Genomic DNA, 22,304 nt, shown 5'->3' on the forward strand with positions numbered 1-22,304 from the left:
CATTCAACATAAAATAGAAGGAAACGTTATGTCTGTTAAGATTTATCATAATCCACGTTGCTCAAAAAGCCGTGAAACCTTAGCTTTATTAGAAGAAAAAGGCATTCAACCGACGATTGAACTTTATTTGCAACAACACTACTCTGTTGAAGCATTACAGCAACTGGCTAATAAATTAGGATTAGATGATGTCAGAAAAATGATGCGTACCAAAGATGAGCTTTATCAATCATTAGGGTTAGATAATCTTGCATTAACTAATGATGATTTATTAAAAGCCATCAGTGAAAATTCAGCCCTATTAGAACGCCCGATTGTGGTAAAAGGTGAAAAAGCCAAAATTGGACGACCGCCTGAAAGCGTACTCGCCATTTTGTAATTCTATTCATTTTCGCTATAATGACTTGCCGTGAAGCACTTCACGGCAATTTTTTAGAGGTAAATATGACGAAAAAAACAAAAAGTGCGGTTGAAAATCAGCCCATTTATAAACACACCAAAGGTGTCGTGAAAGATAATGCCGTGATGTCACTGTTACACGATAAATTATTTCGCCAACGCATTGAGAAAAAACGTAAAGGCAAAGGCAGTTATCAACGCAAAGCAAAATATGCGAGCAATTGGTTTGAAAAGCCCGATGATAAAGTTTTTGATTTCAGAAATTTTATCATCGGGTTTTTCGTTTCAATTTCAGTATAAAAAATAACAAGCAGAGGAAGTCTATATGTCAATCAAAACAGAAGTTTTATTTAACAATACTTGGAATGTCCGTATCAGTGATCCAGGTGAAGAAGGTGCTCAAAGCCACTTTTTTGAAACCATTTATCTGACGCTCACGGCTTATTTTGAAGGCAAAAATGTGCGTTATGAATTTGTGCGTAAAGTAGAAGATCAAGTAAAAATCAAACGCTCATTTACAGAATTAAGCGAGTTATTCAAATTCTTGGGGATTATTTGGACCCAGTTTCTCTCGGTAACCTCGGTGTAAAAATAGGTAACTTAGGCGTGAAAGCTGAATAAATTTTTTCTAATAAAAAAGTGCGGTCAAATTGATCTGCACCCCAAAAGTTGGACTCAACAAACCAACAATTGAGGTGCAGATTTTTTATGGGTAAACACTATACAATCGAATTTAAATTACAGGTTCTTCAACCTATTTTGAATGGGAAAATGAGTATTAGAGAAGCTGCTCGTTTTTACAATATTCCTTCCAACGCCCTAGTCGGGACATGGTTGAAACGGTTTGAAAAAAGTGGCATAAAAGGACTGATTCCCCGTAAACCATCAGGACGACCGCCGATGAAACCCAAATATGCAAAAATGCCACCGCCACCCAAAACTGAAGAAGACCGTTTACGCCTGAGAATTTTACAGCTTGAAGCGGAGGTGGCCTACCTAAAGGAGTTGAGAAGGCTCAGACTTCAGGACGAAGCCGAGCAACGGAAATTATCCAAAGGTTAAGAACACGCTATCCGTTAAAATGGCTTTTAGGCTTTGCACAGTTAGCGCGTAGTACGTTTTTTGCGAAACGTCAGATTAAACCGGATAAGGATGAGTTGTTGAAAAAGACCATTCAACGCATCAAAGCCAATCATCCTGATTATATGGCTACCGACGTGTTCATGCCAGCTTGCCAGGCGTGAATCATAAAAAAGTTCAACGTTTAATGCAGACACTTGGGCTTCAAGTGCGGTCAAGAAAAAGCAAGAAATTGACGACCTATCGAGGCACGATAGGGGTGATTGCACCGAATCATCTTGAACGCGATTTTAGTGCAACGGCCCCGAAACAAAAATGGGTGACCGATATCACAGAGTTTAAGGCGAAAGATGGGAGTAAAGTCTATTTATCTCCAATTTTAGACTTATTTAACAATGAGATAGTTTCATGTAATCTCAGCTATTCCCCAAACTGGGCACAAGTAGAGGACATGTTAATGCAAGCCGTCAAAGGATTAAATAAGGCTTGTGGTGTCATTTTGCATTCAGACCAAGGCTGGCAATATCAAATGGTAGCTTATCGTCGAATCTTGGCTGAACATGGCATCATTCAAAGTATGTCGAGAAAAGGGAATTGCTTAGATAACGCCGCGATGGAAAGTTTCTTTGGGCGATTAAAAACGGAATGTTTTTATGGTCGAGAATTTAAAACAAAAGAAGAGATAGTTGATGCTGTCATAAATTATTTGGATTACTATAATCATCGACGGATTCAACTAAAATTAAAAGGACTGAGTCCGATACAATATCGAAAACAATCCTTTAAATAACAGTCTAACTTTTTGGGGTCAGATCAGATTGAACCGCACTTTTTATTTCTCAACTTATTATATTATTGTGCAAGTAACACACCTAGCGCGGAATAGAGGGATTGAGCTGCTTCATTTGATAATACCTTGCCATCTTCATCAGTGATGACGACCGCACTTTGTTTACCCACCGCAGAAACTTGCATTTGGTAAACACCTTTTTCGAGCTTAGGTGGATTCACACCTAAACGTAACCACTCTTGTTTATCCAATGGTTTATATTTCAATTCGCGATAACCTCGGCCAGCAGATTCCGATGTGGCTTTAAAGCCTAATTTCGGTAAAACCGAACCTAAACGTTGCCATGCTTGACCAAAACTTGCATCCATACCTAATGCCATTCTACCGTTCGTATCAGTAATTAAACCTGATTGGAAAGGTCCTGCCGAGGCATTATTTAAATCTTGTTGTTGCTTGTTATAAGCGTTAGTAAGCGCAGCAACAAAACGATTTAAACGATCTGATGCATAACGCTGTTTATCTGCTTGATTTGGTGTGTAAATCACACCATCACGACGCATTTGTTCGACAGAAACAGCCAACGCACTCGCATCTTGCGCTGTAACTTGTTCAATTTTATAACGGATCTCTGTATTGGCTTTATCATCTGCACGACCTGTTGGCGCCCAGTCACTGATTAATACTGCACCATTTAAAGTCGAATTTGTGCCTTCTTCTTTTAATAAACGCTCAACTTGCTTAAGATTATAAAGCTCTGCTTGTGCATCCGTATAAACAATTAATGCACGTTCACCATCAAATTGTGTTAAAGAATTTTTAATAATCGCTAACGGTGTTGAAGGTGGGCGAATATCCACGCGTTCTTTTTTCGCATTAAGCTGAGGAAGTTCATAAGTCGGATCGGCTTGCTGCAATGTTACACCACCACTCGCTAAAGGAGAAAATCTCGGTGTTTCACGAGCAGCATTCTGATAAGTATCGTTAGCCGTCTGCATTTTTTCTACACTGTTTGAACACGCCGATAACAATGCAGCTGCGACTAAACTCAGTACGATTTTTTTCATTCCTTAAATCCTTCAATAAAATAATTAAAATAATGACCGCTCTTTGACAAATAAAAAAGCCGAAAGTTTAAAGGGCTGTAAAAACAACCCTTTAATTCATTAAATTAAGCCAGCAATTTTTAATGCTTCTTCTACTTTTACTTGCGCGCTTCCGCTTAACACAGTAAGTGGTAAACGTAAATGTGGAGTCTTAATCAAACCTAAACGATACGCAGCCCATTTAACTGGAATTGGGTTTGATTCAATAAATAAATCTTGATGTAAAGGCATTAAACGTGCATTAATCTCTTCCGCTTTCATAAAATCGCCCGCTAAAGCATAGCGACACATCGCAGCCATATCTTTTGCTACAAGGTTATTTGTCACAGAAATAACACCCTCTGCGCCTAATTTCATCGCTTCTAACCCTGTGGCATCATCTCCACTTAATACAATGAAATCTTTACCGGCTAATTCTTTAATCGCAGTGATGCGAGCTAAATCGCCAGTTGCTTCTTTAATCCCCACAATATTATCAATTTGTGCTAAACGTGCCACGGTTTCAGGTTTCATATCACTGCCGGTACGACCTGGCACATTATAAAGAAGTTGTGGTAAATCTGTACATTCAGCAATCGCTTTAAAATGTTGGAACATGCCTTCTTGAGTCGGTTTATTGTAGTAAGGCACAACAGATAAACAACCCGCCACACCACTATCACGCAATAATTTTGTCATCACGATAGCTTCGCTTGTTGCATTTGCACCAGTGCCCGCGATAATTGGGATACGACCTTTCGCTAACTCAACTGTCTTTTCTATCACCTTCACATTTTCTTCAATGCTTAATGTCGCAGATTCTCCTGTTGTGCCCACAGATACAATCGAATCAGTACCAGCATCAATATGAAATTCAATGAGTTTTTTTAATGTTTCAAAATCAATATTTCCATGGTTATCCATCGGGGTTACTAAAGCAACAATACTGCCTGAAAATAAAGGGGTTTGCGTAGTCATAAGTTCTCCATTTACATCTATTCTGCGTTTAACAATAATATTTGAAAATACTTGGTTATAATCGCTAAAATAGTTTGAATTTACAAATCATTTTTCACATTTTTAAGGATTTTTTATGAAAACATTACAAGTGGGTGATTTAGCACCGCAATTCACACTTTTAAATCAAGACAATCAACCTGTTTCACTCAGCGATTTCAAAGGTAAAAAAGTACTCGTATATTTTTACCCAAAAGCATTAACGCCGGGCTGTACAACTCAAGCCTGCGGTTTACGTGATGCTAAAAATGAGTTAGAAAAATTAGGTGTTGCTATTTTAGGTATCAGTACAGATTCGCCAAAAAAATTGGCTCAATTTGTTGAGAAAAAGTCGCTCAATTTCACCTTACTTTCCGATGAAGATCACCAGGTTGCAGAACAGTTTGGCGTGTGGGGGGAGAAGAAATTCATGGGCCGTGTTTATGATGGTATTCACCGTATTACCTTTCTCATTGATGAGCAAGGCAAAATTCAGCACGTTTTTGATAAATTCAAAACGGGCGAACATCATCAAGTTGTCTTAGATTACCTACAATCCCTTTAAAACACCTCTCCAAACAACCGCACTTTACTAATTTATCTCAAAGTGCGGTCAAAAAAATAGCTATTTTTCTAATTTATATTTACGCCCTATTTTCCATTTGATAGAATTTACATCTAATTGAAATTCATTCTCAATTCAATTTGTGTTTTTTTATTACCCATACAAGGACTATCAAATGCTACAACTTTTTGAGTTTTTAGAACAATATAGCGATTACGTGATTATCGGACTTCTACTTTTTATGAGTGTGATCATGCTCACCGCCGTAATTGAGCGTTTTCTCTTTTTAAAGAGTGTAAACGTGGCGAAATATTCCAATATTCACGCACTTGAAATTGATTTAAATCGTAATATGACGGTGATCTCAATTGTCGGTGCCAATGCACCTTATGTTGGCTTACTCGGCACTGTAATTGGGATTTTATTAACTTTCTACCAAATTGGTCATGGTGATGGTGAAGTCGATGCTGGTGCCATTATGATGCACCTCTCTCTTGCATTAAAAGCAACTGCAATAGGTATTTTAGTCGCGATTCCTTCCATGATGTTCTATAACGGTTTAGGCCGTAAAGTAGAAGTAAATCGCTTGAAATGGAAAGTATTAAACGCTCAAAAAGATAAGGAATAATCGTGAAAAAATTTGATGAAATCAACATTATTCCTTTCATCGACATTATGTTGGTGTTATTAGCGATAGTGTTGGTCACTGCATCCTTTATTTCTCAAGGGAAAATTAAGGTGAATGTTCCCAAAGCGAGTTCAACGGTCGCATTCAAATCAGATGAATTAACAAAATTATTAACAGTTACGGCTGATAAACAACTTTATTTTAATGACAAACCTATCTCACAAGAAGCTCTTGAAAAAGAGGTCGCAGGTTGGAATAAAGATCAAAAAGTAACATTAAAAATTGATGCTGAAGCCTCTTTCCAAAATTTCGTCACCATTACCGATATGTTATCGAAAAATGAAATCAAAAATGTCGTCATTGTTTCCATGAAAGATAAAGGTGCCCCAAGCAAAACGACTCAAGGAAATGAATCAAAAAATACGCCTGAAGTGGGTGGAGTTGCAAGCGGAGGCGTTGGAGTAGGACGTAGTCAATGAACAGCCAACAAACCAAACGATCATTATTAGGTTTGCTTATTTCTTTATTGGTTCATGGTAGCATCCTTGGAGCGTTATTTTGGAACTGGCATACGCCACATGAAGCGGCGAGTAATGCTCTAGGTGAAATATCCACGACGATTTCAATGGAAATGATTCAAGGGATGAGAGTGGAAGAACCCGCTCCTGAGGCGGAACCTGAACCTCAACAGGCAGAACTAGAACCTGAAAAACAGGAAGTCGTCTCGGATCCAACAAAGAAACCAGAACCTGAGAAGAAAAAAGAACCTGAGAAAAAGCCAGAAAAACCAATAGAAAAACTGAAACCAAAACCGAAAGAGAAGCCAAAGGAAAAACCTAAAAATGAGGTAAAAGCAGAGAAAGCGGTAGAAATGCCGAAGAGTCTACCGATTGGCGATAAGAATATAAATTCAACGGCTACGGCAAATTCTAAAGCAACGACCACAGGTCAACCTGGTACAAATGGCGTTCAAGGTGGCTCAGGTACCAATACGGATGAGCTAAATGCTTATCGTGCAGCTATTCGACGTGAAATTGAACGGCACAAGCGCTACCCTGCTCGAGCGAAGATGATGCGTAAACAAGGTGTTGTGAGCGTGAGTTTTAGTGTGGGTGCAGATGGCTCCTTATCAGGAGAACGTGTCACAAACTCCTCTGGAGATGAAAGCTTAGACAACGCAGCACTTGAAGCGGTGAGAAGTGCAAGACCTGTTGGTCCAAAACCAGCTGGATTTGCTTCTTCAGTAAGCGTACCAATTAGTTTCACTATTCAATAAATAAATAAATAAAAAGGCGAACATGATGTTCGCCTTTCTTTTTGCTAATTTTAATTAGCCCATACCGTATTTTTTCAATTTCTTACGCAATGTACCACGATTGATACCGAGCATATTAGCTGCACGGGTTTGGTTACCGCGGGTGTACTGCATAATCATATCTAACATCGGGTGTTCAACTTCCGCTAATACTAATTCGTAAAGATCATTCACATCTTGACCATCTAATTGTGATAAGTAATTGCGTAAAGCTTGTTTTACTGAATCACGTAATGGTTTGTTTGTTACTTGTGATTGAGAGTTTAAAACTGAAACGGTTAACGCTTCAGACGGATTACGTTGTTGTTCTAACATTTTTCTTTATCCAAAATTGAATTTAAAAAATCTTCCAGCACAATTAACTGCTCTTTCGGTTCATTAATTGCGTTAAAAGTCTGTCTAAAAACGGAATCGGGTTGAATTCCCTGTAAATACCAAGCTACGTGCTTACGGGCTATTCGATAGCCTTTTTGCTCACCATAGAACTGATGAAGTTCCTGAATATGACGCAAAATATGACCGCACTTTTCACGCAAACTTGGAGTTTGAATTATCGAATCATGTTCCACTAAGGCCTCGACGGCTTGAAAAAGCCATGGGTTGCCTAGTGTGGCACGACCGATCATTATTGCATCGGCACCTGTGTACTCAAGTACCTTTTTCGCTTTCGAGGCAGAATCAATATCACCATTCGCAATGACTGGAATTGAAATTGATTGTTTGACTGCTCGAATATTGTCGTATTCCGCTTCCCCTTCAAATAAGCATTCTTTCGTCCGCCCGTGAATGGTTAAAGCCTGAATACCAGATTGTTCTGCAATTTTGCCGATTTGCACACAGTTTCGATTTGCTTTATCCCAACCTGTGCGAATTTTTAACGTCACAGGCACATCAACGGCATTCACGACTTCTTTTAAAATTTTTTCCACTAAATCGGGAAATTGAAGAAGTGCAGAGCCCGCTAGCTTTCGATTTACTTTCTTTGCGGGACAGCCCATATTGATGTCGATAATTTCAGCGCCATAGGCTACATTAATTGCTGCAGCTTGGGCCATTTCTAAAGGATCAGAACCTGCGATTTGCACCGCATTTAATCCTAGCTCTTCACTATGTGCTAAACGAAGTTTCGATTTCTCTGTATGCCAAACTTGAGGATTGGTGGACATCATCTCTGAAAACGTTAATCCCGCACCGTAATGGGCACATAAACGTCGAAAAGGTTGATCCGTGATACCTGCCATGGGAGCCAATAAAATACGATTTTTTAATTCATAAGAACCAATTCGCATTTTATGTTATCCCCAATTACAAGTCCTAATCTCTAGCAAGTCAGGCAACAGCAGTCACCGACAAGGGGTGCTATATTACGCATTTTTCTTTTTTTTGCAAAGGGAAATTTGTTCAAAAAATGCACTTTTTTTAATTGACAAAAAGAAATTAAGCCGATTTTAATTTACCTGTAATACGACACCATTCTTCTTTCACCGCCACAAGATCTAAATCAAAGGATTGTGTATAAGCATCGCATACCGATTGTGCTTGAGTTTCTAAAATGCCCGATAATCCAAGATCCCCCCCTCTTTCACTAATTGGGAGATAACTGGGTAAAGTTCTTTTAATGGACCTGCAAGAATATTCGCCACAACGACATCCGCTTTTAAATCTGCGGGTTTATCATCGGATAAGAAAAGCTGAAGACGATCTGCCACCCCATTCTGTTCCGCATTATTACGACTGGCGAGAATCGCTTGTGGATCGATATCAATACCGATTGCATTTTTCGCCCCTAATTTAAGGGCTGCAATGGCAAGAATTCCTGAGCCACAGCCAAAATCGATGACGGTTTTGCAAGTTAAATCCAAACCATCTAACCACTCTAAACAAAGTGCGGTTGTCGGGTGGGTGCCTGTCCCGAAAGCTAAGCCAGGATCAAGCATCACATTAACCGCATTTTGATCCGGCACTTCGCGCCAGCTTGGGCAAATCCATAAACGTTTGCCAAATTGCATTGGGTGGAAGTTATCCATCCATTCACGTTCCCAATCTTTATCCTCGATTTGCTCGATTTTGTAAGCGGTATTTTCATCTAAATGATGGGCTTGTTTAAGCAAACTCACAATTTCATTCATATCGGTTTCTGCATCAAACAATGCAATCACATCGGTATTTCCCCACAAACGCGTTTCTCCTGGAAGTGGTTCAAAAATCGGCGTATCTTGGCTATCCATAAATGTGACCGAAACTGAGCCAATTTCTTCTAAAAAGTCGCTAATTTTCTCGGCTTTTTCATTTGTACTATTTAAGCGAATTTGAATCCACGCCATCTTCTTTTCCTTTTAATTAATTTCTTTATGTAACCATTTCGGTAATAAACTTACGCCTAGGGCTGAAGACACAATAATGATAATCCCAAGCGCTGAAACAAGTGAAACCTCTTCGTTGAGTAATAATACTGCCAAAAAGACACCAAAAATCGGTTCAAGTGCGGTCAAAATTCCCGAGATTTTTGCATCCACTGAATTTAAGCCTTTATTCCATAACCAAAAAGCAAACCAACTGCACGCTACGCCGAGATAAATCAATCCGAAGAAACCAAGCCAGTTAAAATGGATATCCCAGTTTTCAGTCATCAATAAAGTAAATGGCAGCATGGTGATGGTTGCTAACACAATCGAAATTGATGTATAGGCTTGTGCTGAAACCGTTGCCACCACTTTTTTCGTCCAACGCAAGCAACAAGCAAACACAATACTTGCCGCCACCACTAATGAGCATCCCAATAAGCTAATTTCACTTGAACCTTCATTGCCCTGCCCACCTAGAATTAAAATGGCCACACCTAAAAAGGCAAAAGCCCCACACAACCAATGATACCATTTCGCACGATCTTGAAAGAAAAAATGCCCAATAAAAATCACGCATAACGGCTCTAATCCAATCATGGTTGTTGCGCTCGCCGCACTCGTATATTTTAAACCAATAAATTGCAGCAAAAAGGTCGCGGTATAATTAAAAAAACCTAACCACCACAGTTGTTTTCGCATCGGTTTAGACACGCCTTTCCAACGACGAAAAAAGAGTGGCATCACAATAATCGCCGCCATTAATAAACGGGCTTGGATCATTAAAATAGTATCCATCATTGTAAAGGTGTATTTTGCGGCAACAAAGGCACTACTCCAAATAAACAACGCCAGGATCTGGTAAATCATAAAGTGCGGTCCATTTTTACTGTTTTTGGGCACCGAATTGATTGCCTAAGATGAACGCAATCAAACCAAATACAAGTGCTGGAACAATCGCATTAAAACCCAATAATTTGATGCCAAATTGAGTCAGCAATACAAAACTGCTTAATCCCACCACCATCGAGCTTATTGCCCCTGTTGCATTTGCTTTATCCCAATAAATGCCTAATACAATCACCCAAAGAAATGCCGCTTCTAATCCTCCGAAAGCAAACAAATTCAACCAAATAATCATATCCGGTGGATTAAGTGCCGCAAGAATTAACAACGCCGATAAAACAAGTGTGATGACTGATGAAATACGGCTAATTCGTTTTTCATTCTTCGCTGCTTCAGGTTTGCTTGCAAGATATAAGTCTTTCACAAAAATTGAGGAGGATTGAATGAGTTGCGCATCAACTGTGGACATAATCGCCGACATCGGTGCGGCTAGGAAAATCCCTGCAACAATAGGAGGAAGCACTTCCAACATTAAGGTTGGAATGACTTTATCTGATACCGTTAAATCTGGCACAACGGCACGTCCTAAAGCGCCCGCCAAATGCATCCCTAACATAATAACTGAAAGGACAATCGTACCAATGAGCATGCCTCGATGTAAGGCTTTACTGTCTTTGAAAGCCATGCAACGGACGGCTGTATGTGGTAAACCAACCACACCGAAACAGACTAGGATCCAAAAGGATGCCATAAATTGAAAATCTAGCATCTCATTCGGGCCGTAAGGACTCACTAAACTCGGATCAATTTCAGTTAATTTATTGACCGCACTTTCTACGCCACCGAGATGGTAAATAACGCCCACCAATAACACGATTGTGCCCAAAATCATTACCGTACCTTGAATTGTATCGGTTAACACGACTGCTCGGAAACCACCAATAAACGTATAAATGGCAACCGTTAAGGCAAAAATAAGCAAGGCGTGAGTATAAGGAATCCCTATCGTAGTTTCGAGTAATCTCGCCCCACCAATAAATTGCACAACCATGGCAGCAAAGAAGGCAAGCAACAATGCTAGACTGGAAATCCAAACGAGATATTTATTTTTATAACGATAGAGAAATAGATCATTGATGGTGAGTGCATTGGTTTCGCGAGAAAGTAATGCAAACTTTTTGCCCAATGCACCTAAGGCTAACCACACAGCCGGCACTTGGATCATGGCGAGTAATACCCAACCCAGCCCGTATTTATAGGCAGCCCCTGGTCCACCAACAAAAGAACTGGCACTGGCATAAGTGGAAGCCGTTGTCATCGCAAGGACAAAGCCCGTCATGGAGCGATTTCCTACATAATATTCCGTAAGGAAATCACCTTTACTGCGTTTTACATAAGCAAATAATGCCGCGCCAAAGATGAAGACTAAATAGATAGCTAATGGGAGAATAATACCTAAATTCATTATTTATTCTCCTTTGACTCAACATCTAGCGGGATATCTAAAAAGACAATTTTGACAATCCAATACCCAATGACGACAAACAAAATAGGTAAATAAATGCAGGATAATTCAAACCATAACGGAAAACCTATCGGCCCGGGTGAATCTTTCGGGAGATAAGCACACACACACCACCCAATCACATAAAAAATAGCTAAACCTAATGCCCAGCGAGCTTCCTTGGCTGCCTGTTTATATCGTTGTGATAAATCCATTATTAGCTCCTGTTAGAATGTTTTACCCATTTCAAGGAAAATACGATTTTTGTCGTAGCTATAAAATGGGTGATTACTTGAAACTCGTTGATAAGACCATGTAATTTTAGGCGTGATTCCCCAGAAGTAAAGATCTCGATGCCATAATGTTACTGCCGATTGATATTCATTATTTTTCTGACGAATATTGAATAAATCAGCTCCTTTGTAAGTTCTACGTGCATAGGCAAAGGAAATTCGGGTTGAAATACCCCATCCCCACTCTTGCACCCAGCCTAAACGGAGGTTTTTACGTTGATAAGCATTGTCTTCATCTCGCGTATTTTCACGATTATAATCAGCACCTATGAACCAAAATTGACCACTCTTAGGAAAATAAGATAACGTATTCGACCAAAGATAGTTATTTCCATTCAAGTGTTTACGAGTGTTATAACGCTGTTCACCATACTCAAGTGCGGTTGAAATTTGCCACTTTTCATTCAACCAATAAGTTAAATCCAAACGAGTACCTGAATTCTTCGAATACTGCTTCATTGACTCACTACCTGAGGAGCCACCTGCATACCATCGTCTTTCTGTAAATGGCATCAATGAAATCTCAAAACGTGCTGTTTGATAACCTAATCCAGCGCCAACTCTACCATTAAATTCATTATATTTTTTATTATCCCAGTAATATTTCCCATTACCTTCGATAGAAAATTTAGTGAAATAATTATGGGGTAATGACCATTTTTTCTCTGCTTCTGCAAAATAAGAAAAACCTGTTGCACTTTCGCGCTCCCAGGCATTCCAATTTCCAATGCGAGTGCCAGGTTTTGGCGCATTGTTAATATTACTTTCGTTTAAGAAGCTCAAACCACCTTGAAACCTCCATTGATCTCGGCGGTTAAGTGCAGAAAGATATTGGTCTATCATGACGATAGACTCGGGTGAAACTTGTTCAGCTCTCAGCTTTTGGAATTGATCTTTGGCTGCCTCATTATCATTGTTTAAAAAGAGTGCTTGTGCTAACTGATAACGCAATGGCAGAATGGTCGAATCTTGAGAAAATAGCGTACGATAACGAGTTACCGCCTCTGAAAAACGACCATTTTCACGAGCATTAATTGCATTTGCCCACTCAAGTAAAAATGGATCTTGTTTTGGCAAATTTTGATACAACGGCAGTAATAGTTGAACGGCGTCACCGTTATTTTGCAACACTGCAGGAATCAATCCACGTACGATCAAATCAGGATGTTTTGCCAATTCTTCTTTCGTAATGGAAAGTGTATGTTTATCATCACGTTTTTCTGGAATTTGTGGCTTTTGAGTGGATAAGTCAGGTTTCGCAAGCTGAAGCTGATCATCAAACCGCTCATCCCGAGGTTTAGGAGACTTCTCTACTGCAAAAGAGAATGAACTAAGCAATAATGAGGAGCTTAAAAATAAAATAAGTTTAGATTGTGAAGTCATTTTTTATTCCTATAAAGAAAAATAAAGCAAGCACGAAGCTTGCTTTAAATAATAATGAAATAGCATTTCTTATTGTGCTTTTGCACCGTAGGCTCCAACCCAAGAATTATCATTAGCTTTAGCTGAACCGCCTAATTCTTTTGCATTCTCACCATAGAATTTACCCTCAGCTTTACCCTGAGAATTTAACAAATCTGATTTAGCTGTACCTGAAAAACCATTTCCAGAAATATTCGCATCAATCTTAACTACATCTTTATTATCTGTGCGTAAAGTACCTGTTAATTTCTTATTACCGAAATCAGCACTAAAGCTAGATGAACCTTTTAAATAATCTTCATCTGGTAATTTATCGGTATCCGCGGAAATAATGCTATCCCCTCTATAGGTCACTACACCTGATGATGGCATTGAAGTTGTTGGATATCCGTTATAAAACAAGATATCATCTTGACTAGGATCTTGGCTTTCAACCGCACCAAAACGAACATTGCTATAAGAACCACAGCAAACTTCTAATTTACCATTTAATTTCATACCATTAATCGTTTTAGCGGTGGCTTGTGTCCAACCTCTTGCGCTAATACCAGGACCAAAACCAATGGGAATATCTTTTCCATCAACATTAATTTTATATAAATTTGCTGAAGTAAGATCTACAGTTTTAGCTGTAACATTTCCCTTATTATCTGAATCACCAACTATTGCCCCGCCTGTCTTATTATTTGAAGATGTTGATACTGAACTACTTGAATTCTTCTGTTCTTTAACAGGTTGGGTTTGTTTTTTAGCAGGCTGAGTTGTTTGTGCAGCTGGTTTATCTTTCGTTGGAGCTTGACTTCTGCTTCCTGCATCACCACCGCCACTGCTTCCACAAGCAGCTAAAGTTAATGTAGCTAAAGCTGTTAAACTAAACTTTAAAATAGCATTCTTCATAGTTTACCTCTAAGTTCTTTATTAAGCACACTTAATATAAATACATAAAATAAATTTATGTATACTTTCATCTTACCATAAAATTAATATCATTATGTATAAGTTCATAAAAATAAGGTAAAGACAATTTATGCCTTTACCTTAAAATTATGAATTAATCATACATCCCTAATTTCTTCTCTAAATAGTGGATATTGGCGCCACCTTTTTGAAAGTTTTCATCTTCAAGGATGAGTTCATGAAGAGGGATATTTGTTTTGATACCGTCAATGATTGTCTCTGATAATGCATTTTGCATACGACGGATTGCGACATCACGAGTATCACCGTATGTAATTAATTTTGCGATCATAGAATCGTAGTGTGGTGGAACGGTATAACCAGCATATACATGAGAATCCCAACGAACCCCTAAACCACCTGGTGAGTGCAAGTGTGCAACTTTACCTGGAGATGGTAAGAATGTTTTTGGATCTTCTGCATTGATACGGCATTCCATCGCATGACCTTTCACTTTAATATCTTCTTGTTTATAAGAAAGTGGTAAACCAGCTGCAATGCGCAATTGTTCTTTCACCAAATCTACACCGGTAATCATTTCTGTTACAGGATGCTCTACTTGAATACGGGTATTCATTTCAATGAAATAGAATTCACCATTTTCATACAAGAATTCAAACGTACCTGCACCGCGATAACCAATTTCGATACAAGCATTCGCACAACGAGTGCCGATGTCACGACGAACTTCTTCTGTAATACCTGGTGCAGGCGCTTCTTCCACGACTTTTTGGTGGCGACGTTGCATAGAACAATCACGTTCTGCAAGATAAATTGCATTACCGTGTGTATCCGCTAAAACTTGAATTTCAACATGGCGTGGATTTTCTAAATATTTTTCCATATAAACCATGTCATTATTAAATGCTGCTTTTGCTTCAGCTTTTGTCATCGCAATGGATTCTTCAAGTGCATCTTCGCTACGAACGACACGCATACCACGACCGCCGCCGCCGCCAGATGCTTTGATAATAATTGGATAACCAATACGTTTTGCAATTTCTTTATTTTTTGCGATATCGCTGCCTACTGGACCATCTGAACCCGGTACACAAGGCACGCCCGCTTTTTTCATTGCTTTAATTGCAGAAACTTTATCCCCCATCAAACGAATGACGTCTGCAGTTGGGCCAATAAAAATAAAACCAGAACGCTCAACTTGCTCTGCAAAATCTGCGTTTTCAGAAAGGAAACCATAACCAGGGTGAATCGCATCCGCACCGGTTACTTCTGCTGCGGCAATAATGGCAGGAATATTTAAATAACTTTTTACAGATGGCGCAGGTCCGATACAAACTGTTTCATCTGCAAGTAATACGTGTTTTAAATCACGATCGGCGGTAGAGTGAACCGCCACAGTTTTAATGCCTAATTCTTTACAGGCACGCAAAATACGCAGTGCAATTTCACCACGGTTAGCAATCACAACTTTTTCTAACATAACAATTTCCACTTGGGTGAAAAAATGGCGAGAAAGCTCGCCATTTCAGATTGATAGGGATTATTCGATAACGATCAATGGTTGATCAAATTCAACTGCTTCGCCATCATTTACTAAGATTGCTTTTACCACACCAGCTTTGTCTGCTTCGATACGGTTCATCATTTTCATTGCTTCAACGATACAAAGTGCATCGCCTACTTTGACTGTTTGTCCCACTTCAACGAAAGCTTTCGCTTCTGGGCTTGGGCTACGATAGAACGTACCTACCATTGGTGAACGCACTTGGTGGCCAGAAACTTCAGCGGCTGGCGCTTCAGCAGGTGATGCAGGTGCTGGCACTGCTGCCGGAGCCGCAACCGGGGCGACTGGCGCCGCTGCATATTGAATTGCAGCAGGTGCAACAGCTGGTGCCGCACGACTAATACGTACTGTACCTTCTTCTTCTTGCACTTCTAATTCAGTGATCCCCGATTCTTCTACTAATTCAATCAGTTTTTTGATTTTACGAATGTCCATACGCTCTTCCTAAAAATAATAATGAATTGTTAACTGCACTTTCAGAATTGATTTCCAAAGTGCGGTCATTTTGAAACCTGTTTTTGTGTCGGCAAGATTACCGCAAAATCACGCACTTTGCGATAAATTTCTGCGAAAATCTGTAAATTTTGTGAAATTTTATGCTTTTTTATTTAAAAAATCTAACGCAAATTGGAGAGCAAACTCATAGCCTTTCGCACCTAAGCCACAAATCACCCCTTCTGCTACATCACTAAAGTAAGAATGATGACGGAATGGCTCGCGCTTATGTACATTAGACAAATGGATTTCAACAAAAGGAATTGACACAGCAAGCAACGCATCACGTAATGCAACACTGGTATGCGTATAAGCTGCAGGGTTAATTAAAATAAAATCCACTTTCTGAAAACTTTGATGAATCTTATCGATTAACTTTTCTTCGCTATTTGCTTGAAAGCACGACAAATTCACATCATGCTGCGCCGCAAGTTTTTCCACATTTTCTTCAATGACAGATAACGAAAGCGAACCATAATGTTTTGGCTCTCTTGCGCCCAACATATTTAAGTTCGGGCCATTTAACAGCAAAATATTGAATTTTTTTGACATTTTCACATCCTTTAACTTGTGCGAATTATAGCGATTTTTTGTGTAATGGTGGTCGTATCTCTAGACGATTTTGGTAATAAATTCTGAATTTAAATCAATTAGCGGTAAATCTGAGCCTGGCCACGCACGTAATACTTGATGTTGCATCAAATTTAACGTATCTAGTCCTGGCGTCACATTGGGTGTATATTGTGCCGCGATACGAGCAAGTTGAGTCAATCCTAGACTACTTTCAATGCTCGAGCTAATCACTGCTTTTATGCCTAAACTATGTGCTTTTGCAATCAACTTTTGACAATCTTGTAGTGAACCAACCAGTGTTGGTTTAATCACAATGGCACTTAAGTGAGGTTCCTTTTCTAAAAGAAAATCCGGCTCGCGCACACTTTCATCCCAAGCAATATTAATGCCTGTTTGAGCTGCAAACTGGCGGCTTTCTTCATGGGTTTTACAAGGTTCTTCTAAAAATTGAATACGTGAACGATGTTGCGGTTTCACTTTCTCCGCAAATTTTAAGGCTTTTTCTAATGTCCATTGACGATTCGCATCTAGACGTAATTGCAAATCAGGAATAGCTTCCAAAAACATGTCGGCAATTAAACCATCACGATTTGCTTCATACATGCCGACTTTGATTTTAGCAACTTTATCACCTGGCATTTGATTCAGTTCTGAATATAACTCATCAGGATCACCATAGCACAACGGTGCAGTATGATAGTTACCTTCCTCATTTAAATAACGTTTCATTTCATCCATCGCCGTGCTAATACCGAAGGCAACAGAAGGATAACAACCGTCAAGGGGGACTCTTGGTTCTTCGCAGCTTGCATGACACCAATTCGTCAGCCATTCAATGGCTTGCTCTTGCGCTTGTTCAATGGTTTCTTCGCTAAACCCAGGCAAAGGTGCAATTTCGCCCCAGCCATCACGGCTGCAAGCAACACGTACAATCAAACCTTCTCGACGTTTCAAAAAGCGTCCACGTAAAATTAATTGGCTGTCGACGGGAATAGAATAACGATAAAGATTAAATGATTTGTTTTCCATTTTATTCTCCTTGATGACAAAAGTGCGGTTAAAAACACACTGATTTTTAACCGCACTTTTATGTTCAAATTAAGGATTACGTCTGAATTTACTGAAGTCTGGTGCACGTTTTTCATTAAACGCGTTACGACCTTCTTGACCTTCTTCAGTCATATAGAACAACATGGTTGCGTTACCCGCGAGTTCTTGTAAACCTGATTGACCATCGCAGTCTGCATTCAATGCAGCTTTCAAGCAACGTAACGCAATTGGACTGTTACGTAACATTTCACGGCACCAACGAACGGTTTCTTTTTCTAAATCAGCATAAGGCACCACAGTATTCACTAAGCCCATATCTAATGCTTCTTGCGCATTATATTGACGGCATAAGAACCAAATTTCGCGTGCTTTTTTCTGACCCACTAAACGCGCCATATAGCTTGCGCCCCATCCACCGTCAAATGAACCTACTTTAGGACCAGTTTGACCAAAGATTGCATTGTCTGCTGCAATGGTTAGATCACATAACATATGAAGTACGTGACCACCACCAATTGCGTAACCTGCCACCATTGCTACAACTGGTTTTGGACAAGTACGAATATCACGTTGAAAATCCAATACGTTTAAATGATGCACTCCGCTTTCATCTTTATAACCGCCGTAGTCACCACGAATTTTTTGGTCACCGCCAGAACAGAATGCTTTTTCGCCTTCACCGGTTAACACAATCACACCAATTTTTTCATCGAAACGAGCATTAGAAAATGCATGGATCATTTCTTTAACTGTTTGCGGACGAAATGCATTGCGCACTTCTGGACGATTAATAGTGATTTTTGCAATACCATCAGTCGATTTGTGGAAACGAATATCAGTATAACCTTCGCTATGATCAACCCACTCAACTGGTGCATATAAAACATCATCTTTTGGATTTTGCATTGTTCTTTCCTTTATAAGTGTAAAAAGTGCGGTCATTATAGCGGAAGTTTTTTACTTCGGGAAAGAAAATCAATTATTGAATACTTTACAATTATGTCGTTGTTGTTAAAATTCCGCCATTCCAACTTTAGTAAGGAAATTTAAGTGAAAAAAACTATTTTTTTAAGCAGCATCATGTTATTAAATGCTTGCAGTTTATTCGGTACATCGCAATCATCAATCCCCGCAGAATTTGCACAAGCGGATTACCTTCTTTCAGATAAAAATGCTCAAACATGGGCAACATCAAGTAAACAAGCTGAACAATGTATCTACCCGAATTTAACCCGTATTCAGCAACAACATTTTGCAAAAGAAGATAGCTATATTCATTCTCAATATGTCTTTTTCTATCCGTTAGAAAAAATCATCGGGGAAGACTATGTGAAAATGATTCAAAAAGATGAAAAATCGATGAATTATGCGACCTATCAATTCAAGAAATTCCGCACTGAAGTCGGTGATGTCGAGCCATTAGAACCTAAAGCGTGTCAAATCTTGCGTACTCAAGCAAAAGAAGATTTGGATGTCGTGAAAGGTCAATATATAAATGGTATGGTGGATGAAACAAAGAATGATGATGGCACATTGAAGAAAAGTGGTGATGGCATTGCCACCAATCAGAACAAATTCTTCTTTGATATTATCAAATGGGGATCGGCTCTTCTTCTCTAATTTTTATTATTTTATATAAATTTATATCTCACTCACGGCGTAAATATTTTTACGCCGTTTTTATATCTGAGAAAACGGTTGCGATCAAAAAAAGCTTAAATTTTAAGTAAAAAAGCAAAATAGCCATTTAAATTAAAGTCATTTTCAGCTAGTCTAACTGGAAATATTTTTTACAAGGAGAAAAAAACATCATGACAACGCTTTTTGATATTGCTCAAAACTGGTTAAACCAAGATCCTGATGCTGAAACTCACGCAGAATTAACCGCACTTTTAACGGCGGCAAAAAATGGTGATGAAAAAGCACACGCTGATCTACAAGCTCGCTTTAGCGGCCGTTTACAATTTGGTACTGCTGGGCTGCGAGGACCATTACAAGCTGGCCCTATGGGTATGAACCGTGTTTTAGTGGCACAGGCAGCAGGCGGTTTAGCGGATTATTTAAAAGATTACGACAAACAGCCATCTATCGTGATTGGTTACGATGGCCGTAAAAACTCTGATGTTTTCGCTCGTGATACCGCTGAAATCATGGCGGGTGCAGGCGTGAAAGCTTATTTACTTCCACGTAAATTACCCACTCCAGTATTAGCTTACGCAATTCAATATTTTGATACCACTGCTGGTGTCATGGTGACTGCGAGTCACAACCCTCCGGAAGATAACGGTTATAAAGTTTACTTAGGTAAAGCGAACGGCGGTGGCCAAATCGTTTCTCCTGCCGACAAGGATATCGCCGCATTAATCGATAAAGTAGCAGCGGGCAATGTAAAAGATTTACCACGTAGCCAAGATTATGTGGTGTTAGATGATGAAGTGGTTAACGCTTATATCGAAAAAACCGCTTCTCTTGCTAAAGAACCTAAAGCAGATATTAACTACGTTTATACTGCAATGCATGGTGTAGGCTATGAAGTATTAAGCAAAACCTTAACCAAAGCAGGTCTTCCACAACCTCATATTGTGGCAGAACAAGTATGGCCAGATGGCAAATTCCCAACAGTAAACTTCCCTAACCCAGAAGAAAAAGGTGCATTAGATTTAGCCATTAAAGTAGCAAAAGAACACAATGCAGAATTCATTATTGCCAATGACCCTGATGCAGACCGTTTAGCAGTAGCTGTTCCAGATGCACAAGGTAACTGGAAACCTTTACACGGTAACGTAGTAGGTTGTTTCTTAGGTTGGTATTTAGCAAAACAATATCATGCAAAAGGTGAGAAAGGCGTATTAGCGTGTTCTTTAGTGTCCTCTCCAGCACTTGCTGAAATTGCGAAAAAATACGGCTTCCAATCAGAAGAAACCTTAACCGGTTTCAAATACATCGGTAAAGTTCAAGGCTTATTATTCGGTTTCGAAGAAGCGCTTGGTTACTTAGTTGACCCTGATAAAGTACGCGATAAAGACGGTATTTCTGCGGCGATCGTGTTCTTAGATTTAGTGCGTCACTTAAAAGCACAAGGCAAAACCTTAGCGGATTATGCTAATGACTTCACACAAGAATTCGGTGCTTATGTCAGTGGTCAAATTTCTATCCGTGTAAGCGATTTATCTGAAATTGGTAAATTAATGGCCGCACTTCGTAACACACCTCCAGCTGAAGTAGGTGGTGTTAAAGTGGCACAATTCATCGACCACACTAAAACTGATCGTCAAAGCGACATCCTTGTATTCGTATTAGAAAACGGCAGTCGCTTAATTGTTCGTCCATCTGGTACTGAGCCGAAAATCAAGTTCTATCTTGATGCTCGCGGTAAAGATCCAAAAGACGCGGATCACGTTTTAGCACAATTTGATGAAGGCGTTCGTCAAATCCTTCGTCAAGATGCTTACGGCAAACAAGATTGCTAATTGAGCAAACTATAAAATGATAAAAAACGCTAGGTTTGATGCCTAGCGTTTTATTTTTGCTTATCCCAATGCAAGTTGCAACTTGCCCTGATGTTTTTCTAATAAATCCTCTGCTTGAGCACGATCTAATCCACTCAGAATCATCATAATCGCTAATTTCGCATTTTGATCAGCTTGCTTTAATGTCTCTTCTGCGAGTGACTTATCGCAATCCGTAGCTTGCATAACAATGCGAATGGCACGAGCTTTCAATTTTTCATTACTTGCCTGCACATCCACCATTAAGTTTTGATAGCATTTACCCATTAAGATCATAGAAGCCGTAGTCAGCATATTCAGTACTAATTTTTGTGCTGTACCTGATTTTAAACGGCTCGAACCAGTCAGTACTTCTGGCCCCACTACCGTATCAATGGTAATATCCACAATATTCGCCATCGCAGAATTCGGATTACTTGCAATTGAAACGGTCACTGAACCTAAACATTTCGCATATTCCAACGCACCGAGCACATAAGGTGTTCGGCCACTGGCTGCAATACCCACCAATACATCTTTTGAGGAAAATTGAATTGTTTGTAAGTCAACCACGGCTTGTGCTTTACTGTCTTCTGCGCCTTCAATTGGATGACGTAATGCCCGCTCGCCGCCTGCAATAATACCTTTCACCATTTCAGGTGACACGCCAAATGTTGGCGGGCATTCAGACGCATCGAGTACTCCTAATCGACCACTGGTTCCAGCGCCAATATAGACTAATCGACCGCCTTGTTGAAATGCAGCAACAATACATTCGACCGCTTGGGCAATTTGAGGTAAACATTTTTCAATTGCCAAAGGCACTTGCTTATCTTCCTGATTCATTAACTGCACAATTTCCAATGCAGATAAGCTATCTACATGCATGGAATTGGGATTCCGTTGTTCAGTAATTAAAGTTGAAAGGGTTTGTAATAAATTCTCTGCCATGGT

At 39.5% G+C, this 22,304-nt stretch carries 24 protein-coding genes and 3 pseudogenes; 11 read left to right on the plus strand and 16 right to left on the minus strand.

Annotated features, from left to right (window positions below; translation table 11 throughout):
• Positions 1-28: 28 nt before the first annotated feature.
• The 5 genes and pseudogenes from arsC to DX522_RS03875 form a co-directional block, all read left to right on the plus strand.
• Positions 29-379 (plus strand): arsenate reductase (glutaredoxin), encoded by a 351-nt coding sequence (arsC, locus tag DX522_RS03855; RefSeq protein WP_115179886.1) that lies wholly within the window; start codon positions 29-31, stop codon positions 377-379.
• Between the two features lie 65 nt (positions 380-444).
• Positions 445-699: an alternative ribosome-rescue factor A gene (locus DX522_RS03860; RefSeq protein WP_115179887.1), complete on the plus strand. Its 255-nt coding sequence runs from the start codon at positions 445-447 to the stop codon at positions 697-699.
• Between the two features lie 25 nt (positions 700-724).
• Positions 725-951, plus strand: a pseudogene (locus DX522_RS03865) (DUF5377 family protein); the annotation flags it as partial.
• A 156-nt stretch (positions 952-1,107) separates the two neighbouring features.
• Positions 1,108-1,461, plus strand: a complete 354-nt coding sequence (locus DX522_RS03870) for a helix-turn-helix domain-containing protein (RefSeq protein ID WP_115179701.1) — start codon at positions 1,108-1,110, stop codon at positions 1,459-1,461.
• Between the two features lie 154 nt (positions 1,462-1,615).
• Positions 1,616-2,269: pseudogene (locus tag DX522_RS03875) on the plus strand (IS3 family transposase); the annotation flags it as partial.
• A gap of 62 nt (positions 2,270-2,331) precedes the next feature.
• On the opposite strand, the gene bamC reads toward DX522_RS03875, so the two are convergent.
• Together bamC and dapA are read right to left on the minus strand one after the other, a co-directional pair.
• Positions 2,332-3,333: an outer membrane protein assembly factor BamC gene (gene bamC, locus DX522_RS03880; RefSeq protein ID WP_115179889.1), complete on the minus strand. Its 1,002-nt coding sequence runs from the start codon at positions 3,331-3,333 to the stop codon at positions 2,332-2,334.
• Positions 3,334-3,432: 99 nt separating this feature from the next.
• A complete protein-coding gene (dapA, locus tag DX522_RS03885) occupies positions 3,433-4,329 on the minus strand; it encodes a 4-hydroxy-tetrahydrodipicolinate synthase (protein ID WP_115179890.1) in 897 nt (298 codons plus the stop codon).
• A gap of 115 nt (positions 4,330-4,444) precedes the next feature.
• Between dapA and bcp the strand changes: the two genes are divergently transcribed.
• The 4 genes from bcp to DX522_RS03905 all read left to right on the plus strand — a co-directional run bounded on the left by bcp (position 4,445) and on the right by DX522_RS03905 (position 6,816).
• The gene (bcp, locus tag DX522_RS03890) at positions 4,445-4,912 is read left to right on the plus strand and encodes a thioredoxin-dependent thiol peroxidase (protein WP_115179891.1); all 468 of its coding nucleotides are present in this window, start codon (positions 4,445-4,447) and stop codon (positions 4,910-4,912) included.
• A gap of 175 nt (positions 4,913-5,087) precedes the next feature.
• A complete protein-coding gene (gene exbB / locus DX522_RS03895) occupies positions 5,088-5,540 on the plus strand; it encodes a TonB-system energizer ExbB (RefSeq protein WP_115179892.1) in 453 nt (150 codons plus the stop codon).
• A 2-nt stretch (positions 5,541-5,542) separates the two neighbouring features.
• Entirely contained in the window at positions 5,543-6,019 is a 477-nt protein-coding gene (gene exbD, locus DX522_RS03900; protein WP_115179893.1) for a TonB system transport protein ExbD, read from the plus strand.
• A complete protein-coding gene (locus DX522_RS03905; protein ID WP_115179894.1) occupies positions 6,016-6,816 on the plus strand; it encodes an energy transducer TonB in 801 nt (266 codons plus the stop codon). The genes exbD and DX522_RS03905 overlap by 4 nt, the downstream gene beginning before the upstream one ends.
• Positions 6,817-6,870: 54 nt before the next feature.
• On the opposite strand, the gene fis is transcribed toward DX522_RS03905, so the two are convergent.
• From fis to menB, 13 genes and pseudogenes are all read right to left on the minus strand, one after another.
• Complete coding sequence (fis, locus tag DX522_RS03910; RefSeq protein ID WP_115179895.1) at positions 6,871-7,170, minus strand: DNA-binding transcriptional regulator Fis; 300 nt, start codon at positions 7,168-7,170, stop codon at positions 6,871-6,873.
• The gene (gene dusB / locus DX522_RS03915; RefSeq protein WP_070715021.1) at positions 7,164-8,144 is read right to left on the minus strand and encodes a tRNA dihydrouridine synthase DusB; all 981 of its coding nucleotides are present in this window, start codon (positions 8,142-8,144) and stop codon (positions 7,164-7,166) included. Before dusB ends, fis begins: the two co-directional genes overlap by 7 nt.
• 148 nt (positions 8,145-8,292) lie before the next feature.
• Positions 8,293-9,179, minus strand: a pseudogene (gene prmA, locus DX522_RS03920) (50S ribosomal protein L11 methyltransferase).
• Positions 9,180-9,191: 12 nt separating this feature from the next.
• On the minus strand, positions 9,192-10,067 hold the full coding sequence (locus DX522_RS03925; RefSeq protein ID WP_115179896.1) for a DMT family transporter: 876 nt from the start codon (positions 10,065-10,067) through the stop codon (positions 9,192-9,194).
• Positions 10,068-10,083: 16 nt separating this feature from the next.
• Entirely contained in the window at positions 10,084-11,508 is a 1,425-nt protein-coding gene (panF, locus tag DX522_RS03930) for a sodium/pantothenate symporter (protein WP_115179897.1), read from the minus strand.
• On the minus strand, positions 11,508-11,762 hold the full coding sequence (locus DX522_RS03935) for a YhdT family protein (RefSeq protein WP_070583508.1): 255 nt from the start codon (positions 11,760-11,762) through the stop codon (positions 11,508-11,510). The genes panF and DX522_RS03935 overlap by 1 nt, the downstream gene beginning before the upstream one ends.
• 12 nt (positions 11,763-11,774) lie before the next feature.
• Positions 11,775-13,223, minus strand: coding sequence for a surface lipoprotein assembly modifier (locus tag DX522_RS03940; protein ID WP_115179898.1), 1,449 nt, complete (start codon positions 13,221-13,223; stop codon positions 11,775-11,777).
• A 69-nt stretch (positions 13,224-13,292) separates the two neighbouring features.
• Entirely contained in the window at positions 13,293-14,159 is an 867-nt protein-coding gene (locus tag DX522_RS03945) for a Slam-dependent surface lipoprotein (RefSeq protein ID WP_115179899.1), read from the minus strand.
• Between the two features lie 154 nt (positions 14,160-14,313).
• Positions 14,314-15,660: an acetyl-CoA carboxylase biotin carboxylase subunit gene (gene accC / locus DX522_RS03950; protein ID WP_115179900.1), complete on the minus strand. Its 1,347-nt coding sequence runs from the start codon at positions 15,658-15,660 to the stop codon at positions 14,314-14,316.
• 60 nt (positions 15,661-15,720) lie between these two features.
• Complete coding sequence (accB, locus tag DX522_RS03955; RefSeq protein ID WP_115179901.1) at positions 15,721-16,179, minus strand: acetyl-CoA carboxylase biotin carboxyl carrier protein; 459 nt, start codon at positions 16,177-16,179, stop codon at positions 15,721-15,723.
• 159 nt (positions 16,180-16,338) lie between these two features.
• Positions 16,339-16,791, minus strand: a complete 453-nt coding sequence (gene aroQ, locus DX522_RS03960; RefSeq protein WP_049363389.1) for a type II 3-dehydroquinate dehydratase — start codon at positions 16,789-16,791, stop codon at positions 16,339-16,341.
• A 60-nt stretch (positions 16,792-16,851) separates the two neighbouring features.
• The gene (menC, locus tag DX522_RS03965; RefSeq protein ID WP_115179902.1) at positions 16,852-17,841 is read right to left on the minus strand and encodes an o-succinylbenzoate synthase; all 990 of its coding nucleotides are present in this window, start codon (positions 17,839-17,841) and stop codon (positions 16,852-16,854) included.
• Between the two features lie 69 nt (positions 17,842-17,910).
• Positions 17,911-18,768 (minus strand): 1,4-dihydroxy-2-naphthoyl-CoA synthase, encoded by an 858-nt coding sequence (gene menB / locus DX522_RS03970; protein WP_005698319.1) that lies wholly within the window; start codon positions 18,766-18,768, stop codon positions 17,911-17,913.
• Positions 18,769-18,942: 174 nt separating this feature from the next.
• Here menB and DX522_RS03975 point away from each other — a divergent pair, with 174 nt between their 5' ends.
• The gene (locus tag DX522_RS03975; protein ID WP_081380449.1) at positions 18,943-19,482 is read left to right on the plus strand and encodes a DUF5358 domain-containing protein; all 540 of its coding nucleotides are present in this window, start codon (positions 18,943-18,945) and stop codon (positions 19,480-19,482) included.
• 191 nt (positions 19,483-19,673) lie between these two features.
• Entirely contained in the window at positions 19,674-21,332 is a 1,659-nt protein-coding gene (locus DX522_RS03980; protein ID WP_115179903.1) for a phospho-sugar mutase, read from the plus strand.
• 60 nt (positions 21,333-21,392) lie between these two features.
• Here the strand turns inward: DX522_RS03980 and murQ are convergent, their stop codons facing one another.
• Positions 21,393-22,301, minus strand: coding sequence for an N-acetylmuramic acid 6-phosphate etherase (gene murQ, locus DX522_RS03985; RefSeq protein ID WP_115179904.1), 909 nt, complete (start codon positions 22,299-22,301; stop codon positions 21,393-21,395).
• Positions 22,302-22,304: the final 3 nt, after the last annotated feature.

This window comes from Haemophilus parainfluenzae, assembly GCF_900450995.1.
GTDB lineage: Bacteria > Pseudomonadota > Gammaproteobacteria > Enterobacterales > Pasteurellaceae > Haemophilus_D > Haemophilus_D parainfluenzae_O.

Excerpts from the sequence above, each read along its gene's own strand:
- arsC (WP_115179886.1), top strand. The coding sequence starts at position 29 with ATGTCTGTTAAGATTTATCATAATCCACGTTGCTCAAAAAGCCGTGAA.
- DX522_RS03860 (WP_115179887.1), top strand. The coding sequence starts at position 445 with ATGACGAAAAAAACAAAAAGTGCGGTTGAAAATCAGCCCATTTATAAA.
- DX522_RS03870 (WP_115179701.1), top strand. The coding sequence starts at position 1,108 with ATGGGTAAACACTATACAATCGAATTTAAATTACAGGTTCTTCAACCT.
- bamC (WP_115179889.1), bottom strand. The coding sequence starts at position 3,333 with ATGAAAAAAATCGTACTGAGTTTAGTCGCAGCTGCATTGTTATCGGCG.
- dapA (WP_115179890.1), bottom strand. The coding sequence starts at position 4,329 with ATGACTACGCAAACCCCTTTATTTTCAGGCAGTATTGTTGCTTTAGTA.
- bcp (WP_115179891.1), top strand. The coding sequence starts at position 4,445 with ATGAAAACATTACAAGTGGGTGATTTAGCACCGCAATTCACACTTTTA.
- exbB (WP_115179892.1), top strand. The coding sequence starts at position 5,088 with ATGCTACAACTTTTTGAGTTTTTAGAACAATATAGCGATTACGTGATT.
- DX522_RS03905 (WP_115179894.1), top strand. The coding sequence starts at position 6,016 with ATGAACAGCCAACAAACCAAACGATCATTATTAGGTTTGCTTATTTCT.
- fis (WP_115179895.1), bottom strand. The coding sequence starts at position 7,170 with ATGTTAGAACAACAACGTAATCCGTCTGAAGCGTTAACCGTTTCAGTT.
- dusB (WP_070715021.1), bottom strand. The coding sequence starts at position 8,144 with ATGCGAATTGGTTCTTATGAATTAAAAAATCGTATTTTATTGGCTCCC.
- DX522_RS03925 (WP_115179896.1), bottom strand. The coding sequence starts at position 10,067 with ATGATTTACCAGATCCTGGCGTTGTTTATTTGGAGTAGTGCCTTTGTT.
- panF (WP_115179897.1), bottom strand. The coding sequence starts at position 11,508 with ATGAATTTAGGTATTATTCTCCCATTAGCTATCTATTTAGTCTTCATC.
- DX522_RS03935 (WP_070583508.1), bottom strand. The coding sequence starts at position 11,762 with ATGGATTTATCACAACGATATAAACAGGCAGCCAAGGAAGCTCGCTGG.
- DX522_RS03940 (WP_115179898.1), bottom strand. The coding sequence starts at position 13,223 with ATGACTTCACAATCTAAACTTATTTTATTTTTAAGCTCCTCATTATTG.
- DX522_RS03945 (WP_115179899.1), bottom strand. The coding sequence starts at position 14,159 with ATGAAGAATGCTATTTTAAAGTTTAGTTTAACAGCTTTAGCTACATTA.
- accC (WP_115179900.1), bottom strand. The coding sequence starts at position 15,660 with ATGTTAGAAAAAGTTGTGATTGCTAACCGTGGTGAAATTGCACTGCGT.
- accB (WP_115179901.1), bottom strand. The coding sequence starts at position 16,179 with ATGGACATTCGTAAAATCAAAAAACTGATTGAATTAGTAGAAGAATCG.
- aroQ (WP_049363389.1), bottom strand. The coding sequence starts at position 16,791 with ATGTCAAAAAAATTCAATATTTTGCTGTTAAATGGCCCGAACTTAAAT.
- menC (WP_115179902.1), bottom strand. The coding sequence starts at position 17,841 with ATGGAAAACAAATCATTTAATCTTTATCGTTATTCTATTCCCGTCGAC.
- menB (WP_005698319.1), bottom strand. The coding sequence starts at position 18,768 with ATGCAAAATCCAAAAGATGATGTTTTATATGCACCAGTTGAGTGGGTT.
- DX522_RS03975 (WP_081380449.1), top strand. The coding sequence starts at position 18,943 with ATGTTATTAAATGCTTGCAGTTTATTCGGTACATCGCAATCATCAATC.
- DX522_RS03980 (WP_115179903.1), top strand. The coding sequence starts at position 19,674 with ATGACAACGCTTTTTGATATTGCTCAAAACTGGTTAAACCAAGATCCT.
- murQ (WP_115179904.1), bottom strand. The coding sequence starts at position 22,301 with ATGGCAGAGAATTTATTACAAACCCTTTCAACTTTAATTACTGAACAA.